Below are 17027 nucleotides of genomic sequence, written 5' to 3' on the forward strand. Positions count from 1 at the left end.
TTTCGAGGTGGGGGTGGAGTCGCAGTATTTGCCGGCGGCGTTGTTGTACGAGCGTCGGGATCGGTTGCGGTAGCCGCAGCGGCGCGGACCGCGTGCAGCGGAGGGCTCGAAGGACGATCGGTGTCTGAGGTGGAGCAATCGTCCGACCGAGTGGTCGCGGCGAGATGGACGAGGGTGTGGAGGGCAGTGTCACGCGATAGCGGTCGTATCGGACATCCGGATGACCGCGGGGGGACCCGACGGTATCCCGTCGGTTAGATTGGAGCGCTGTGACGGGGATAGGGGAGCTTCGGCAGACGGTGATGGTATCGGCCGCGCCACGGACCGTGCGTGTGTCGGTTTTCGGGGGACGCACCCAGCTCGACATCGAGCTACCGGTCGACGTTCCCGTCGTCAACATCGTCCCCGAGCTCGCGGCGCTGATCGCCTCACGGGATGTCAGGCGTGAAGACGAGCCGAACGGCATACCCAACAAGCGGGATCGTTGGGTGCTGACCCGGCTGGCCAACGGGCGCGAGGTCCGCGGCGACCAGACGTTGGCGATGGCGGGTTCGCATGACGGTGACCTGCTGAGCCTGCGCGCCGAACGCGCACTGAAACCACCCGAACTGTTCGACGACGTCGTCGACGCGGTGGCCCGACTCAACCGCGAAGGGTACCCGGCGTGGGGTCCCCGCGCCGCCCGGGTGATGGCTTTTGTCGGATTGGCGCTGACCGTCGCAGTGTGTGACGTGCTTCTGTTCGGCGACTTCGGCCTGGCCCAGCGCACCGCCCTGGCCTACCAAACGTCCGGCGTGGTCGTGGCTCTGGTCGTCGCCGCCGTCGTCGCCCGCCGTTACTACGCCGAGCAGCCGATCGCCGCCGCATTGGGGTGGGCGGCGCTACCGCTGATCTTCGGGGTGGCGTCGGTCGGTGTGGGACACCTGCCCGCCGGAATGAGTGCCTGGGAACCGGCCATCGTGTGCGGCGTCATGATCATCTCCGCAATGGGCGGCGGCATGGTCATCCGCGCCGGCCACATCGGATACGTGAGCGTGGCGGTAGGGTTCGCTCTCTGCGCGGTGGTCGCCGTCGCGCACGCCGCCTTCCACTGGACCGACCAGGTCTCGGGCACGGTTCTGGCCACCTGCGGTCTGCTGTTCGCGGTGGGCGCCGATCCGCTCCTCGCGAGCCTGCGCCGACGTCGTCCACCCGTCGCCCCGCCCACGTCGCCAGCCGATCCCAACGCGGGCACGTCTGAGTTGTTCACCAACCCATTCGACCGTGCCGAGCCCAGTGAGCGGCAGCGCCGGGTGGCGGCCGGTGCGCGTGCGCAAGTCCCCACGGCCGAGGCCGTGGCCGAGTCCGTGGAGCGCGCCCGCGCCACGCGATCCGCCTTCTACGTAGGTGCCGTGGCCACCGCGATCACCGGCACGGCGATCGCGGCCTTCGCTGCCGACTCCACCCCGTGGGCGGTCATCGTGTTCAACACCCTCGTCGCGGCTGCAGTGATGCTGCGCAGCGCTCGCAAACTGCCGTTCCTGCCGTCGGCGTTGCTGCTGTTCGGTGGGGTCGCGATCCTGGTGATCACCGCCCTGTCGTTACGGACGGCGCCGTCGCTGATGTATGCCGTCTCCGCGCTGTGTCTGCTCGCGCTGGTGGTCGCCGGCGTGGTCTTCGGGGTGTTCGCCACAGATCGGCAGTCGCCGCGATGGGCGCGACTCGCCGACCACCTGGACTACATCGCGCTCGCAGCGGTCCTCCCCGCGTTGGCGTGGGCGATCGGCCTCTATGCAATGGTCGTCGGGGGATGACCCTGTCCATCCGTGTACGTCGCGCGACAGTGATGGTCGCCAACCTGGCGACGGTCGCCATCTTGGTCCTCGCCGGTGCCGGACCCGCTGCCGCATTGGCTCCGCCGCGGATCGCCGCGGGCGGTGCACCCAACGGTCCGGTGGGCCCCACCGACAAGACCAAACAGCAACAGCAGTGCGCCACACCGGTGCTCGCCGCCGGCACCGATGTATCACAAGTCGACCCGACGGGCTTCGTCCTGGACTACCGCGCCGCCTGGACATACAGCACCGGGGCGGGACAGACGGTCGCGGTCATCGACACCGGTGTGCATCCGCAACCCCGTCTCCGTAAGGTGATCGGCGGTGGTGACTACGTCGGAAGCGGAGACGGACTGACCGACTGCGATTCACACGGCACCCTGGTCGCCGGACTCATCGCGGCACGACCGTCGACCTCTGACAGCTTCAGCGGCGTCGCTCCCGACGCGACGATCCTGTCGATCCGCCAGAACAGCGACTCATATCAGGTCGACGGCAACAATCGCGACAACAGCGATTCTGTCTCCTCCGGATACGGCAACACCACCACGTTGGCGTACGCGATCACCCGTGCAGTGAGCATGGGAGCCACGGTCATCAACATATCTGCCGCGGCGTGCGGCACGGCCGGCTCCACCGTCGACGACAACGCCCTCGGACGCGCCGTACGTGCCGCCTACCAGCACAACGTCGTGGTCGTGGCCGCCGCAGGCAATGTCGACAAAGATCGCTGCCCGCAGAATCCCGGCGTGGACCCGAACGTACCGCGATCCGAAGAATGGTCGCGGATGACCACCTATGCGAGTCCGGCGTGGTTCTCCGACTACGTACTGTCGGTGGCAAATGTCACCGCTGACGACGAGCCGGCCTCCTCCTCATTGACCGGTCCCTGGGTCTCGGTCGCCGCGCCCGGCGAGAACGTCGTGTCACTGAGCAGCACCGGCTCCGGACTGGTCAATCGACAGGTCATCAAGGGTGCCCAATCTTCGTTCAACGGAACGAGTTTCGCGGCTGCCGTGGTCTCCGGGCTGGTCGCGCTGGTGCGCGCAAAGCACCCCACCATGACCGCCGGCGAAGTGATGGATCTGATCAAGCGCACCGCCCACACGAGTGGACGTGGCCCCGACATGGCGACCGGATACGGACTCGTCGACCCGGTCGCCGCCGTCACTGCCGAGAAATCGGTCGCGTCGCCGAATTCGGTGCTGCACAAGCAGATCGCCGGACCCGCGCCGCCCGACAAGACAGCTACCCGAACCCGCGACATCGCGCTCATCGTCGGTGGGATCAGCGTCTTTCTCATCGCCGCCGCGTGGGCGCTGTTCACGCCGCGGCGACGCATTCGTGATGAGAAGACCGCCTACCGCGACATCGACGACGACTGACCGCGCCGCTCGGGCCGCGCTTTCCACAGCGCATCGCCGGTGAGCGGTCTACGGTGAGGTGCGGCCGCCGAGGTTGACGCGCCGGACCCATCCGCGCTTGATCTCCGATCGGGGATTCCCATGGTCGACGCCGAGACGCACGTTGTCTTCATTCACGGTTTGTGGTTGCATTCCTCGTCCTGGCAGTCGTGGAGCGATCTGTTCGCCGAGCGGGGCTACATTCCGCACAGCCCGGGCTGGCCGGGTGACGCGCCGACGGTCCAGGAGACACGGGACCATCCCGAGGCGATCGCCGATGTGGGTATCACGCAGGCCTTCGAGCACTACGCGCAATACATCGACGACCTCGCGGCGCCGACAGTACTGGTCGGCCATTCGTTCGGTGGGATGCTCGTGCAGAAATTGCTCGGCGACAACCACGGGATCGCCGGGGTCGCCATCGACGCGGCACAGATCAAAGGTGTGTTGCCGCTGCCGCTTTCGGCATTGCGCGCAACATTTCCGGTATTCAAGAATCCGGCGAACAAACATCGCGCCGTCTCGCTGACGCCCGAGCAGTTCCGCTTTGCGTTCGGCAATGCGGTGAGCCGGGAGGAGTCCGACGCCCTCTACGAACAGTGGACCATCCCGCCTCCCGGCCGTCCGCTGTTCGAAGCGGCCGCGGCCAACTTCTCGCCGCAATCACCGGCGAAGGTCGATACCGGCAACAACGGTCGCGGACCACTCCTGCTGATCGAGGGCGGCCGTGACCGCACCGTCCCGCCGACGATCACCAAGGCCACCCGCAAGCAGTACCGGCACTCGACCGCGGTGACCGACCTCATCGGCTTCGACGATCGTGGGCACTCACTGACCATCGACAACGGTTGGCGGGAGGTCGCCGATTCGTGCCTGTCCTGGCTCGAGACACAGAAGCTCTGAACGCCGGGCTTCACGGCCCCGCGAAGAATCACCCACGCTGACGGCTGCCCACGGCCGTTCCCGCCGGCGCCAGCTCGTGGGCTACGAAATCCAGTGCGGCAAGCTGCCATACAGCAATGTGGTCGAGCATCGGGTGATGTCCACCGGGCACCGGGAGGTAGGTCGCGTCGACGCCGCGGTCCCGAAGTTCGTCGATGCCCTTGGCGGTGCGCCGGGCGAACGTGACGGTATCGGCCTCGCCGTGGATCGCGAGGACACGGGCATCGTCGTTGATGAATCGCCAGTCGGCGAATTGCCACCACGGCGCCAACCCGAGCACGCCGGTGACCCGCGGGTCGGCGGCGAGGCGCGCGGCGATCCGGCCACCCATCGAATGCCCGATCACCACGACGGGGACGTCGGGATGGTCACGGCAGGCCTGCTCGAGCGCGGCACGCGCATACGGCATGGGCGACTTCTGCCCACCGTTCCAGCCGTAGACCCGGTACCGCACCTGCCGGACGTCGACGGCACGACCGAAACGCATCCGGATCGACCAGGTGAACGGATACATCCGCAGCGCCGAACCCTGCCACGGCGAAAACGGACGGTAACTCGAATCGGTCCCGCCGGGCAGGACGAGGACGATCAACCGCGGATCGGCGGTGCGCACGGGCATCGAGGTCGCTCCTTACCGGCAGACGTAGCGGTGCTCCACGATAACCGTTCGGTTCCGGTCGACCCCGCCGACCGGTGCATCGGTGGCAGAATCGGGGATATGGCACATCCCCGAGCCGGCACCCCGGCACAGCCCGAAGATCTCATCGACGTGGCCGCAGTGGAGCAGGCCTACTACGACAAGACCCCCGATCCCGATGACCCGCTGCAGCAGGTGGTCTTCGGCACGTCCGGACATCGCGGCGCGAGCCTGGACTCCTCGTTCAACGAGGCACACATCCTGGCGACGACCCAGGCGATCGTCGACTACCGCACCGGCGCGGGCATCACCGGGCCGCTGTTCATCGGATTCGACACCCACGCGCTGTCGGTCCCGGCCTGGCGCACCGCGCTGGAGGTCCTCGCCGCCAACGAGGTGAACACGCTGACCGCCGAGGGCGACTCCTTCACCCCGACGCCCGCGGTGAGCCGCGCGATCCTGCAGTTCAACGCGGAGAATCCGGGCGTGCAGTCCGACGGCATCGTGGTCACCCCGTCGCACAATCCGCCGCGCGACGGCGGGTTCAAATACAACCCGCCCTCGGGTGGTCCCGCCGACACGGCCATCACCTCCTGGGTGGCCGACCGTGCAAACGAGCTGCTCCGCGCGCGGCTCTCCGGTGTCAAGCGCATCCCCTTCGAGCGGGCGCGGGCCGGCGAGTACGTCGACGACTACCCGTTCATGCTGCGCTACTGCGACGGATTGGCCGACGTCATCGACATGGCGGCGATCCGTTCGGCGGGCATCCGCGTCGGCGCCGACCCGCTCGGCGGTGCGTCGGTCGGGTATTGGGCCGCAATCGGTTTCCGATACAACCTGGAGAACCTCACGGTCGTCAATCCGACGGTCGACCCGACCTTCTCGTTCATGACGCTCGACACCGACGGCAAGATCCGGATGGACTGCAGTTCGCCCAACGCGATGGCCTCACTGATCGGGGCGCGCGACCACTACGACATCGCCACCGGAAACGACGCCGACTCCGACCGGCACGGGATCGTGACCCCCGATGCGGGGCTGATGAACCCCAACCACTACCTCGCGGTGGCGATCGACTATCTGTTCACCCACCGGCCCGGCTGGTCGCAGGGAGCCGGTGTCGGCAAGACCCTCGTCTCGTCGTCGCTGATCGACCGGGTCGTCGGGGCCATCGGCCGGCGCCTCGTCGAGGTTCCGGTGGGATTCAAGTGGTTCGTCGACGGCCTGCTGGACGGGTCCATCGCCTTCGGTGGCGAGGAGAGCGCGGGAGCGTCGTTCCTGACCTTTGACGGCAAGCCGTGGACCACCGACAAGGACGGCATCATCCTCGATCTGCTCGCCTCCGAGATTCTCGCGGTGACCGGCAAGACGCCGTCGCAGCGCTACCGCGAACTCGCCGGCGAATTCGGCGAATCCGCTTACGCCCGAATCGATGCGCCCGCGTCTCGCGAGCAGAAGGCCGTCCTCTCGAAGCTGTCGGCCGATCAGATCAGCGCGACCGAACTGGCCGGCGAGAAGATCACCGCGATCATGACCGAGGCACCCGGCAACGGCGCGGCGATCGGCGGGGTCAAGGTGACCACCGAGAACGCCTGGTTTGCCGCCCGGCCGTCGGGCACCGAGGACGTCTACAAGATCTACGCCGAATCCTTCAAGGGCGCAGAGCATTTGACGCAGGTGCAGCAGCAGGCGCAAGAGGTCGTCGACGCCGCACTCGGCTAGCGATGAGACCACTCGCGCCGCTGTCCGCTCCGATCGACCCGTCCGCCGCGCTGAGCCGGATCGCCTGGTTGCTCGAACGGCGTCGTGAGAGCACCTACCGGGTCGAGGCGTTCCGCCGGGCAGCGCATGCTGCGGCGCAGCTCGACACCGCCGATCTGCGCACTCGGTCGGAAGCCGGCACACTGACGGCCATCGCCGGGATCGGCAAGACCACCGCCGCCGTGATCGTCGACGCGCTTGCCGGGCGGGTGCCCGGATACTTGTCCCGGCTGCAGGACGAGGAGTCGCCGTATCCCGCCGGACCGGCCACCGACCTCGTCGCCGCAGCGCGCGGGGACTGCCATGCACACACCGACGCCAGCGACGGTGGCGCACCACTGGACGAAATGGCGGAAGCAGCAACAGCATTCGGGCTGGAGTGGCTGGCGATCACCGACCATTCACCGAGGCTGACGATTGCCAACGGCCTCAGCGCCGAGCGGCTGTCCGGTCAGATCGACGCGATCGGGCGGTACAACGATGACCCGGGCACGACGATCCGGTTGTTGCGGGGGATCGAGGTCGACATCCTCGACGACGGGTCCCTCGACCAGACCGACGAGATGCTCGAGCAGCTCGACATCGTCACCGCATCGGTACATTCCGCGCTTCGGATGGAACACGACGCGATGACGCGGCGGCTCGTCGCCGCCGTCAGCAATCCACGGGTCGACGTGCTCGGACATTGCACCGGCCGTCGGGTGCTCTCCGGGCGGGGGCACCGGCCACCCTCGACCTTCGATGCGCGCGCCGTATTCGAGGCATGCGCGGCCAACGGCACGGCGGTGGAGATCAATTCGCGTCCCGAGCGGGTCGACCCGCCGGACGAGTTGATCGACATCGCCATCGAGTTGGGCTGCCTGTTCGCGATCGACTCCGACGCGCATGCCCCGGGACAGTTGGAGTTCACCGTCCTCGGCGCCCGCCGCGCATACGACCACGGCATCGACCCGGACCGCATCATCACCACGTGGCCGGTCGATCGGCTGTTGAAGTGGGCGAGTGGCTGATCCGTCCGCGGGTGGCGAGTAGGTGGCGTAGGCGCGCTTCGCTCGGTGAGAGTACGACGGCATCATTCAGTACGTCGGCGGGATCCCAGGTGATGATCTCGACGACGTCGTGGCCACCGGTGCTCTTGTCCGGCAACGGTTTAGCGTTGTCGGGTGGGTCGGGTGGTTGCCGGTGGATTTGGGCGCGCACTTTTGCGAGCCCGGCGGTGAAGTCGGGTCCGACGTCGGGCAGTTTGTTGATGCGTTTCGGGTTGGGTGGGGCGCCGGGGGCGGCGTTGCGGCGCCACCAACAGCGGCCCGCCAAAGGTCCGTCGCGGTAGATGCCGGTGGTGTACTGGCCGAGGCGGTCGCCGACCATCCGATTGTGTTTCGGGCACGCCGGAGCGAGGTCGTCGATGTTGGTCAGGCCGCCCTTGGCGTAGTCGAGGGTGGCGTGGTGGATCTCCGAGTGCGCGGCCGGTTGTGAGCAGCCGGGGTGTGAGCACACTTGGCCGTCGGGTTTGGCGAACAACGCCATGCGTTGGCCGCGGCTGGCGAGCCGGGCGCGCCCGAGGTAGAGGGGGACGGTGGTGTGGTCACCGAACACGGCCAACCACGGTTGCGCGTCGGCGGCGAGTTTGATGACGTGTTTGATCGGCAGCAGGCTGTTGGTGGCTGTGACGCCGAGTCCGGTTTCGTTGATCAGGTCGGTGAGGTCGGCTTTGATGATCAGCTGCACCGGTAGTCCGCGATGGGAGTCGCCGAGTTCCCCTGACTTCAGGACCAGCTTCAAGACGGCATGCAGCGCATCGTGATTGCGTTGGGCCTGGCTGCGCGTGTCACGTTCGGCCGCGGCCGCCAACTTCTCGGGATCAGCATCTTGGACGGAACCCGACGGTGAGTCGGGGTCGTCGGGGTTGTTCATGCCGGGGGCGGCCCAGACGGCGAGGATGGCTTCGAGGTTGGCGCGGAACTCGGGGTTGACCTTCCCTTCCAACTTCGACATCAACTGCGCGTTCTGCCGGTTCAGATACACCTGCCGTTTCTGCTCACGGTCGGTGTCGTCGGTCAACTCACCATCGGGATCGAGGTGTGCCATCAGTCGGGCACCGATCGCCGTCAACTCCGCCGGGGTGTGCACACGGGCGTAGTCGGCCATCTGCTTTTCGGCGTTGACCTTGATGGCGTGGTCGACCTGATGCGGGATGTCGTCGAGGACGTCGATCACCACCCGTGAATGTGCGGGCCCGACCGCACCCTCGGCGAACGCCTCAGCGAGAGTCGGATATTTCGGCTTGAGTGGTTCGCCGGTCAACCCGTGATAGGTCGCGGTGGCGGTCATCTGCTTGCGTCGGCGCATCGGCTCCGACACGCGCAACCCGACGACCATCATGTCGGTCACCGACCGAAAACCCAACCGGCGCTCCGCATTCCGATCCGATAGTTCGAGGATCTGCCGGTCACCCTGGAACGTCAACCGGTTGATCGCCCGCTCATTGGCTGCCGCGACCTCCAACAACGACTCATCCGAACACTGCGACAGATCCGTCGCAGCCATCTGATCAAGGAGGGCATGCAGCAACGTCACCTGCTCATCCGGCGCGAGAGCCGGCAGGTCGATCGTTGTCATTGTCACCCCCCAGTGAATGCGATCAAACATCAGTTCGTCGCTGGTACGTTCGAGACTACACCCGGTATGACCGAATGGCAACTCTCCGACTCAACTCGATGAAAGTTTCTCGGTCGAACGTCGACCGTCTAGATGCGTGAGTCGCTGCGTGAGCCAAAAGTCTATGTCGCGCAATGCTTGTCGCCCGATCGGCGTGGGGTGCATGGTGAAGCCGTGGGGTGCGGATGGGTAGAGACGGAGGTCGACGTCGTTTCCGGCTGCGACGAGCCGGGCGAGCATGGCGAGGTTGTCGGGGAGTACCACATCATCCTCGCCGATCACGAGGAGCGCCGGCGGCAGGTCCCGCAGATCCGCGAAGACCGGGGAGATGTCGGCGACGGTGCGGTCGTCGACGTGTCCGACGTACGCTTCGATGAAGTACTCGTCGGCGATCGTTCGGCCAGAGGGGGTTTGGGCGCTGAGGTCGTAGCTGCCCGCTTCGAGGACCGCGCCGGTGAACACGGACGCGAGGCCACGATCACGGAGGCGCAGTAGCGTCGTCATCGCGAGGGTCGACCCGGCGGACATGCCGCCGATCGTCAGGGCAGTGGTGCCGAATCGCCGTGCGCCAGTGTCGATCAGCCATCGGGCGACCGTCTCACAGTCGTCCGGCGCGGCGGGCCACGCTGACTCGGGGGCGAGCCGATAGTCGACGCCGACGACAACGGCGCCGATGGCGTCCGCGAGCCGGGTGTTGTGGGCGTCGGTGCGGGCCGCGGAATCCATGTAGAAGCCGCCGCCGTGTAGATACAGGTGGACGCCTGACGCGGGTCCGTGCTCGGGGGTGATGATCCGGATCGGAACCCGATGTCCGTCGACCTCGACGACTTCTTCGACAGCCCTCGTGGGTGTGGCCGGGTCGACGGCGCGTGCGGCCCGCACGGTTGCCAGTTCGGCTGCAGTCCTCGGCCCGACCCCACCGACTCGCGACGCGTAGAACGCCTGGGTCGCGGCCAGGTCTGCCGCGGATACCGGCTCCCGTAGATGGGTCAATCCGAGCTTCATCGCACTCCCGTCACGAGCCGGCGTTCACCTGACGCCCTCAACCATAGGGGGCGCCTACGACAGGACTGTGGCGACAGGTCCGGGGCGACGGGACTGTGGCGACAGGACCGAGACGACGGGACCGGGAAGACGGGATCGGGGCGTCGGCCGTAACCCGATCGGCGTCATCATCCCCTGCCATCGGGTGATCGGCGCCGACGGATCACTCACCGGGTTCGGTGGGGGACTGGATCGCAAGCGTGCCCTGCTGCGTTTGGAGGAGCCGTCGGCGCAGAGTGCCGGACGCCTCTTCTGAGAACGGGGCCCGCGCGCCGAACACGTTCCGGGATCGGACTATTCGTGGTCGAGTGCGGCAGTGAGGCGACGTACGCCCTCGTCGATGAGGGGCGGCCGCAGGGTGGCAAAGCTGAGTCGCAGGTGCTCGCCGAAGTCGGCGGTGACGGCGAACGCCGAGCCCGGGACGAACGCCATCCCTTCGGTGACCGCGGCGTGCAGAAGCGCTGACGTGTCGACACCGGGCAGGCGCGCCCAGCAGAACATTCCGCCCTGCGGGGCATTCAGCTCGATCCGCCCACCGAGATGTCGGTGGAGCGATTCCACCAACGACTCTGCCCGCCTGCGGTATTCGGTTCGAAGGCCGTCGACGTGACCGGCGAGCCACCCGGAATCCGAGAGCAGATCCGCGGCCATCAACTGACACAGCGTCGAGCCGCAGAGGTCGGCGCTCTGCCGGAGTCGTTCGATCATTGCGATGATCGTCGGCGGTGCTTGCATCCACCCGACGCGCAGGGCCGGCGCAAGGATCTTGGAGGTGCTGCCGAGCCGGATGACCCGCTCGCCCGGGATCGGGTCGATCGGAACGCCGTCGAACCGCAGCGCGCCGTACGGGTCGTCCTCGATGATGAAGAACCCGTACTCCTGCGCCAGGCTCGCGAGGGCCTCCCGTGTCGCGGTGCTCGCGGTGATCCCGGACGGATTGTGGAAGTTGCTGACCGTGTGGACGATTCGGGGTCGCACGCCCGTCCGCAACAAGGACTCCAAGCCGGCGGTGTCGGTGCCGGATGCGGTGATCGGCAGCGCGACGATATCGGCGCGAACGGCCTGAAAGCACTGCAACGCACCGACATACACCGGGTCATCGACGATGACGGTGTCCCCGGGATTCACCAGTGCCGCCGCCACGAGGGAAAGGGCCTGTTGGGAGCCGTGAGTCACGAGAATCTGGGCGGCGTCGCACCCGGACAGATCGGCAATGGCCTCGCGACACCGTTGGACCCCGAGGCTGGGTCCGTATTGGAGTGCGGTGACCTCACCGATCGTCCGGTCCGCGGCGGCCGCGATCCGATCGACGGGGATGAGCTCGGTGGCCGGCAATCCGCCGGCGAGGCTGAGCACGCCGGGGCGTTCGGTGATGCGCAGCAGATCACGGATGGCGGAGCCGCGGATCGCGTCGAGCGCGAGAGAGGGCGGTGCGGTGGGCGACGTCATGGATACACCACTTCCGGGAGACGGGAGGGAAAGTGATGAGGGTGGTCACCGGGCAGGCGTCGGGGTGGACGCGTGCAGCGAGATTACCGCGCGATCGCCACATGATGAAACTGATATACCAATATGTGAGAAGCGCTTGTGGGTGAGATCGCCGGCGGGGTTGAGAACCGCGGCCGATGGGTATGTGCCAGATCGAGCGTGTGAGCGCTCGAGAGGAGAGCGTGTGAACCAGCAGGGAGGTGACGTCGTGGGCGAGGTCGACGCATTCGATCGTCTCGTCGCGTCGATCGACTATCCGGTGTTCGTGGTGACGACCGGTAGCCGCGACGGTCGGTCGGGATGTCTGGTCGGCTTCGCCACGCAGATCAGCATCGATCCACGCCGATTTCTCGTCGGGATCTCGCGGTCGAACCACACGTTCACCGTCGCCGCGAGCGCTGATCATCTTGCCGTACACCTCATCTCGCGCGAACATCGGGAGCTGGCGACGCTGTTCGGTGGCACCACCGGTGACGCCGTCGACAAATTCGCGCACTGCCGGTGGACGCATGGGCCGTACGGGCTGCCCGTTCTCACCGACGCGGCCATGTGGTTCGCCGGCCGCGTCGTCGACCGGCTGGACCTCGGAGACCACACCGGTTACCTGCTCGAGCCGGACGGCGGCGGCGTCGCCACCGACACCGCCGACCCCGCGGCGTGGGTGAGCTTCGCCGACACCCACGACATCGACCCCGGGCACTCCGCGTGAGCGGCGGAGACGGCCGGCAGACGTCCGCACCGGACTTCGACGCGGCCGCATTCGCCGCCGGTTCCTATGCGGACTGGTCGGCGGGTGTCCGGACCAACATGGTGATGAGTCTCGACGGCGCGGTGAGCTTCCGGGGCCGGGTGGGCCCGTTGTCCTCGGCCGCCGATCGCGCCCTGTTCCACGCCCTGCGCGCGCTGTCGGACGTCGTACTCGTCGGCGCCGCAACGGCCCGCGTCGAGAACTACGGTCCCGTCGAGCTCTCCGGTCGGCTCGCCGCATTACGGGCCGAACACCGGTGGAACGGGGCGCAGCCGCAACCGCGGCTGGCCATCGTGACCGCGTCCTGCCGCCTTCCCCGACGTTGCCTCGGGGTGGAACCCTCGATGCGGCCGATCGTCATCACCTCCGGCCGAGCCGACACCAGTACGGTCGGCGACGACGCGGACGTGATCGTGGCCGGAACCGACGACGTGGACCTGCCGGCGGCCCTCGCAGAGCTGGCGGCGCGCGGTTTGCGGCGCGTCCTCTGCGAAGGCGGTCCGACATTGATCGACCGGCTCGCCGAGACCGATCTGATCGACGAGCTCTGCGTGACGCTGACTCCGCAGCTCACCGCGGAGGCGCTTCCCGTGGGCAATGCCGCGACCGCGACGGTCAACCCACTCGACGCGCCCCGCCGCTACCGCTTGCGGCATGCGGTCGCTCATGCCGATGATCTGTTCCTGCGGTACACACGGTAGCGGCCGGACGTCTCGATGCATGGCCACATCTCCGAAAAGCGCTGTGCGGTCGCTCCATCGGCTACGCGAGGAAGAAGGAATCATCGCGAATCAAGCGATGGTCCGCGCCCGCGCGGTGCGCTAGCCTCTGGGTGATTCACCAGAGGTGATTCACCACGGGTGATGCACTACAAGGAGGCAGCAGATGAGTGACTACCAGACCCGCTTGATCGTGCTCTCGACCGACGACCTCGACGAGTCGATCAAGTTCTACACCGAGACCTTGGGATTCGCACTGAAGTTCCGGGACGGTGCGCACTATGCCGCACTCGACGGCGGTGGCATCACCGTCGCACTGGCCACGGCCGTCGATCATCCGATCCACGGGCAGGTCGTCATCGGGATCAAGACCGATGACGTCGACGGTGCCGCCAAGGCGATCGAGGCCAACGGCGGCGGAATCGTCAAGGGCCCCTACGACGACGCGCACGAACGCCGTGCCGTGGTCTACGACAACAAGGGCAACGGGCTGGTGTTCTACAGCCCCTTGAGTCGCTAGAGCCGGGCCCGGCAACTCAGGCGAGGGCCTTACCCGGATTCATGATGCCGTGCGGGTCGAAGACACTCTTGATCCCGGACATGAGATCGGCGGCCACATCACCGATCTCGGTGCGCAGCCAGGCCCGCTTGAGTATGCCGATCCCGTGCTCGCCGGTGATGGTTCCGCCGAGTTCGAGTGCAGAGCCGAAGATCTCGTCGGCTGCCCGCCACACGGACGCGGGGATGCCGTCTGGTTCGCCCGCGCCGTCGGCTGTCCGATCGATGACGATGATCGGGTGCAGGTTGCCGTCACCGGCGTGGGCCATCGTGGCGATCACCAGCCCATGCGAGCGGCCGATCTCCTCGATCCGAGAGAGCATCTGCGACACCTTCGACGGACCCACCGCCACATCCTCGATGAGGACGCGCCCGAGACGTTCCAACGCGGGCAACGCATCCCGGCGCGCCGCGATCAGGTCGGTCGATCCGTCGTCGCCGGTCGAGACGTGGGTCGCACCATGGCGCCGCAGCACCGACGCGGCCCGTGCGGAGGCCGACGCGGCGTCGGCACCGTCGTACTGAAAGAGCAGCAGCGTGTTTCCGGCCGACCGTAGTGTCGTCCCCTTCCAGGCGTCGAGGGCGCGCAGGCACACCTCGTCGAGGAGCTCTGCCACCAACGGCACGACGCCGAGGTCCATCACCGCGGCCACCGCATCGCCGGCGGCCACGGCACTGCCGAACGTCGCAACGACCGTCGCGACGTCGTCGCCGATCGGCCGCAGCCGCAGAGTGGCCTCGGTGATGATGCCCAGCGTGCCCTCCGAGCCGGTCAGCAGCGAGGTGAGATCCAGGCCCGCAACACCTTTGACGGTGCGGGTACCGGTCTCCACGATCCGCCCGCCGGGCAGCACCGCCTGGAGTCCGAGGACCGAGTCCTTGGTGACGCCGTACTTCACACACCGGAGTCCGCCGGCGTTGGTCGCGATGTTGCCGCCGACGGTGGAGATCGCGACGCTTCCCGGGTCCGGGGCATAGCGCAGCCCGACTCGCGCGGCGGCGGTGTCGACGGCAGCGGTCAGCACGCCGGCCTGCACCCGCGCGATCCGATCGGCGCGGTCGACCTCGTGGATCGCGGTCATCGCCTCGGTGCTGATCACCACGGTGCCGGTGCCGGCCGACGCACCGCCGGCCAGACCGGTTCCGGCACCCCGGGTGACCACCGGAACCCGTAACGAGTCGGCGATCGCGAGCGCGGTCACCACGTCGTCGGTGTTGCGCGCACGCACCACCGCGTCGGGCAGGCCGGTCGGCACGACCCCGGACCGGTCGGCGCGGTGCGCAGATCGGGTGGCGTCGTCGAGGGCCACCGCGTCGCCGAGGCGCGAACGCAACTCGGCAGCCGCGCGCTGCCCGGCGGTGATCTCGGTATCCGAGAGTGCGCTCACCGTGGATTCTCGCCGACGGCAGCCGGCCGCTCCGCGTCGGCCGACCACTGCGACCACGATCCGGGGAACAGGGCGGCCTCGAACCCGGCCAGCTCCAGGGCCAGGAGTTCATGTGCGGCAGTCACTCCCGAACCGCAGTACACGACCACTTCCTTCGCATCGCCGATCCCGAGGCCGGTGAATCGGCTCCGCAGGCGATCCGCGGGCAAGAACCTGCCGTCGGCGTCCACATTGTCTGCCGTGGGTGCGCTGAGGGCGCCGGGGATGTGGCCCGGTCGGGGATCGACCGGTTCGGTCTCGCCCCGGTAGCGTTCACCGGCGCGGGCGTCGACGAGCAGGACGTCGGGTCCGCGCCTGGCGACCGCATCGATGTCCCAGGTCGGCAGTGCGCCCGCAACGGCGGTCGCGGTGCCGGTGTCGGCAGCGGTCTGCTCGCCGGTCTCGAGGCGGTTGCCGGCGTCGCGCCAGGCCGACAGCCCGCCGTCGAGCACCCGGACGTCGCCGATGCCGGCCCACCGCAACAGCCACCACGCACGCGCGGCCGACTGCGACGCGTTGTCGTCGTACACCACCACCGTCGAGTCGGGATGAATGCCCCAGCGCTGCAACGACTGTGTCAGATCATCGATGGCGGGTAGCGCATGCCGACCGGCCGCGGCACTGGCCGGGGCGGCGAGATCCTGATTGATATCGGCATACAGCGCACCGGGGATGTGCCCGTCGACGTAATGCTCGTGTCCGCGGTCGTCACCCAGTTTCCACCGCACGTCGAGGATCACCGTCGGGGTGTGCTCGTCGAGCCGGTTCCGCAGGGTCGCGGCATCGATCAGCGCCTCAGGCATCTATCAGTCCTTTCGCATCCGGTACCGGTCCGATCACATCGGCGATACCGAGGTCACCGGGATGTGCTCCCGAACCCGCGAGGCGCCGAAGTGCTTGCTGCACCCGGAGATTCGCCGGCGTGGGCACACCCAATTGCTTGCCCAGGAGCACGATCTGACCATTGAGATGGTCGGTCTCGACAGTACCGGCCCCGCGTCGCAGACTCTGCCACGTCGATCGTCGCGGCCCGTCCGTCCCGGGTACCGGGGTGGCGCGGAAGGCGCCGATGTCCAGCGCGGACTCCGTCCGATAGTCGGCGACGTCCCATCCGGCGGCGGCGAACACCGCGTCGGCCTCTGCCCGGACCAGTGCTTCCGCCCTCGCCCGCTCGGCATCGGAGCCGGCGAGGACGTCGATCGCGTTGCCGAGGTTCGACAGCAGCTTCGCCCGCTTCCAGCGTTCGATGTCGGGTACGACCTGTGCGTCGAAGTCGGCGCGGCGCAGGTCGGCGGCGACGGCCGATGCCGACACGTCGTCGCCTGTGGCGGAACCGTATTCGCCCAGCCACACCAGCCCTGCGGCCCCGGCCGAGTGCACCTCGGTGCTGCCGGGGACGACGAAGTTGGCCGGAATCCACACCGATGCACCGATCACGGTCGCGAAGTACCGTGCCGCCACGGCCTCGGTGTCGATCCCGTTCTGCAGGGTCACCACCGGAAGCGTCTCTGCGGCAACTGTTTCCGAATCAGTGTCGAGCCGGACGGATGCGCCGGCCCACTCCTGGAGAACCGTCTGTGCCTGGTGCGCCTTGACCGCGACGACGAGCACGTCGTCACCGGTCAGGGCGATGTCCGCCGGGCCGCCGATGACCGAGAGCGGTACCCGGCGGACCCCGCCGGGTCGGGCGTAGCGCAGCGGGCCGCCCGCCAGTGCCTCGCGCTGGGCGCCGCGGGCCACCACCACCGAATCGATTCCGGCGGCATCGAACTCCGCGGCGAGGGCGGTGCCGAGTGCGCCGGCACCGATGATCACATATCGGCTCATG

General features: G+C 67.8%; 15 protein-coding genes and 1 pseudogene. 9 read left to right on the forward strand and 7 right to left on the reverse strand.

The window, feature by feature from the left end; translation table 11 throughout:
• The first annotated feature begins 332 nt into the window (after positions 1-332).
• From eccD to ACLQ3C_RS20270, 3 genes are all read left to right on the forward strand, one after another.
• Positions 333-1793 carry a type VII secretion integral membrane protein EccD gene (gene eccD, locus ACLQ3C_RS20260; protein ID WP_425706898.1) on the forward strand — a complete coding sequence of 487 codons (1461 nt, stop codon included), beginning with the start codon at positions 333-335 and terminating at the stop codon, positions 1791-1793.
• Positions 1790-3199 (forward strand): type VII secretion-associated serine protease mycosin, encoded by a 1410-nt coding sequence (mycP, locus tag ACLQ3C_RS20265; RefSeq protein WP_425706899.1) that lies wholly within the window; start codon positions 1790-1792, stop codon positions 3197-3199. Before eccD ends, mycP begins: the two co-directional genes overlap by 4 nt.
• A gap of 120 nt (positions 3200-3319) precedes the next feature.
• Positions 3320-4120: an alpha/beta hydrolase gene (locus ACLQ3C_RS20270; protein ID WP_425706900.1), complete on the forward strand. Its 801-nt coding sequence runs from the start codon at positions 3320-3322 to the stop codon at positions 4118-4120.
• 28 nt (positions 4121-4148) lie between these two features.
• On the opposite strand, the gene ACLQ3C_RS20275 is transcribed toward ACLQ3C_RS20270, so the two are convergent.
• Positions 4149-4778 (reverse strand): alpha/beta fold hydrolase, encoded by a 630-nt coding sequence (locus ACLQ3C_RS20275; RefSeq protein WP_425706901.1) that lies wholly within the window; start codon positions 4776-4778, stop codon positions 4149-4151.
• 99 nt (positions 4779-4877) lie between these two features.
• On the opposite strand from ACLQ3C_RS20275, the gene pgm reads away from it, so the two are divergent.
• Together pgm and ACLQ3C_RS20285 are read left to right on the forward strand one after the other, a co-directional pair.
• Positions 4878-6518 carry a phosphoglucomutase (alpha-D-glucose-1,6-bisphosphate-dependent) gene (gene pgm, locus ACLQ3C_RS20280; RefSeq protein WP_425706902.1) on the forward strand — a complete coding sequence of 547 codons (1641 nt, stop codon included), beginning with the start codon at positions 4878-4880 and terminating at the stop codon, positions 6516-6518.
• A gap of 2 nt (positions 6519-6520) precedes the next feature.
• Entirely contained in the window at positions 6521-7567 is a 1047-nt protein-coding gene (locus ACLQ3C_RS20285) for a PHP domain-containing protein (RefSeq protein ID WP_425706903.1), read from the forward strand.
• On the opposite strand, the gene ACLQ3C_RS20290 is transcribed toward ACLQ3C_RS20285, so the two are convergent.
• On the reverse strand, positions 7521-9176 hold the full coding sequence (locus tag ACLQ3C_RS20290; RefSeq protein ID WP_425706904.1) for a DUF222 domain-containing protein: 1656 nt from the start codon (positions 9174-9176) through the stop codon (positions 7521-7523). The two genes, ACLQ3C_RS20285 and ACLQ3C_RS20290, sit on opposite strands and share 47 nt — an antisense overlap.
• 90 nt (positions 9177-9266) lie before the next feature.
• The gene (locus ACLQ3C_RS20295) at positions 9267-10220 is read right to left on the reverse strand and encodes an alpha/beta hydrolase (protein WP_425706905.1); all 954 of its coding nucleotides are present in this window, start codon (positions 10218-10220) and stop codon (positions 9267-9269) included.
• Between the two features lie 142 nt (positions 10221-10362).
• Here ACLQ3C_RS20295 and ACLQ3C_RS20300 point away from each other — a divergent pair.
• Positions 10363-10515 (forward strand): annotated as a pseudogene (locus ACLQ3C_RS20300) (methylated-DNA--[protein]-cysteine S-methyltransferase); the annotation flags it as partial.
• Between the two features lie 38 nt (positions 10516-10553).
• On the opposite strand, the gene ACLQ3C_RS20305 reads toward ACLQ3C_RS20300, so the two are convergent.
• Positions 10554-11708, reverse strand: coding sequence for a PLP-dependent aminotransferase family protein (locus ACLQ3C_RS20305; protein ID WP_425706906.1), 1155 nt, complete (start codon positions 11706-11708; stop codon positions 10554-10556).
• 223 nt (positions 11709-11931) lie between these two features.
• Between ACLQ3C_RS20305 and ACLQ3C_RS20310 the strand changes: the two genes are divergently transcribed.
• The 3 genes from ACLQ3C_RS20310 (at position 11932) to ACLQ3C_RS20320 (ending at position 13734) form a co-directional block, all read left to right on the forward strand.
• Positions 11932-12456, forward strand: a complete 525-nt coding sequence (locus ACLQ3C_RS20310) for a flavin reductase family protein (protein ID WP_425706907.1) — start codon at positions 11932-11934, stop codon at positions 12454-12456.
• Positions 12453-13196 (forward strand): pyrimidine reductase family protein, encoded by a 744-nt coding sequence (locus tag ACLQ3C_RS20315; protein WP_425706908.1) that lies wholly within the window; start codon positions 12453-12455, stop codon positions 13194-13196. The genes ACLQ3C_RS20310 and ACLQ3C_RS20315 overlap by 4 nt, the downstream gene beginning before the upstream one ends.
• Positions 13197-13380: 184 nt before the next feature.
• Complete coding sequence (locus tag ACLQ3C_RS20320; RefSeq protein WP_425706909.1) at positions 13381-13734, forward strand: VOC family protein; 354 nt, start codon at positions 13381-13383, stop codon at positions 13732-13734.
• 16 nt (positions 13735-13750) lie between these two features.
• Here the strand turns inward: ACLQ3C_RS20320 and ACLQ3C_RS20325 are convergent, their stop codons facing one another.
• The 3 genes from ACLQ3C_RS20325 to ACLQ3C_RS20335 are packed head-to-tail and all read right to left on the reverse strand — an operon-like array spanning position 13751 to position 17026.
• Positions 13751-15160, reverse strand: a complete 1410-nt coding sequence (locus tag ACLQ3C_RS20325) for an FAD-binding oxidoreductase (RefSeq protein WP_425706910.1) — start codon at positions 15158-15160, stop codon at positions 13751-13753.
• On the reverse strand, positions 15157-16002 hold the full coding sequence (locus ACLQ3C_RS20330) for a sulfurtransferase (RefSeq protein WP_425706911.1): 846 nt from the start codon (positions 16000-16002) through the stop codon (positions 15157-15159). The genes ACLQ3C_RS20325 and ACLQ3C_RS20330 overlap by 4 nt, the downstream gene beginning before the upstream one ends.
• Positions 15995-17026: a ketopantoate reductase family protein gene (locus ACLQ3C_RS20335; RefSeq protein ID WP_425706912.1), complete on the reverse strand. Its 1032-nt coding sequence runs from the start codon at positions 17024-17026 to the stop codon at positions 15995-15997. The genes ACLQ3C_RS20330 and ACLQ3C_RS20335 overlap by 8 nt, the downstream gene beginning before the upstream one ends.
• Between the last annotated feature and the right edge of the window lies 1 nt (position 17027).

It is taken from the genome of Gordonia sp. DT30, assembly GCF_049844915.1.
GTDB lineage: Bacteria > Actinomycetota > Actinomycetes > Mycobacteriales > Mycobacteriaceae > Gordonia.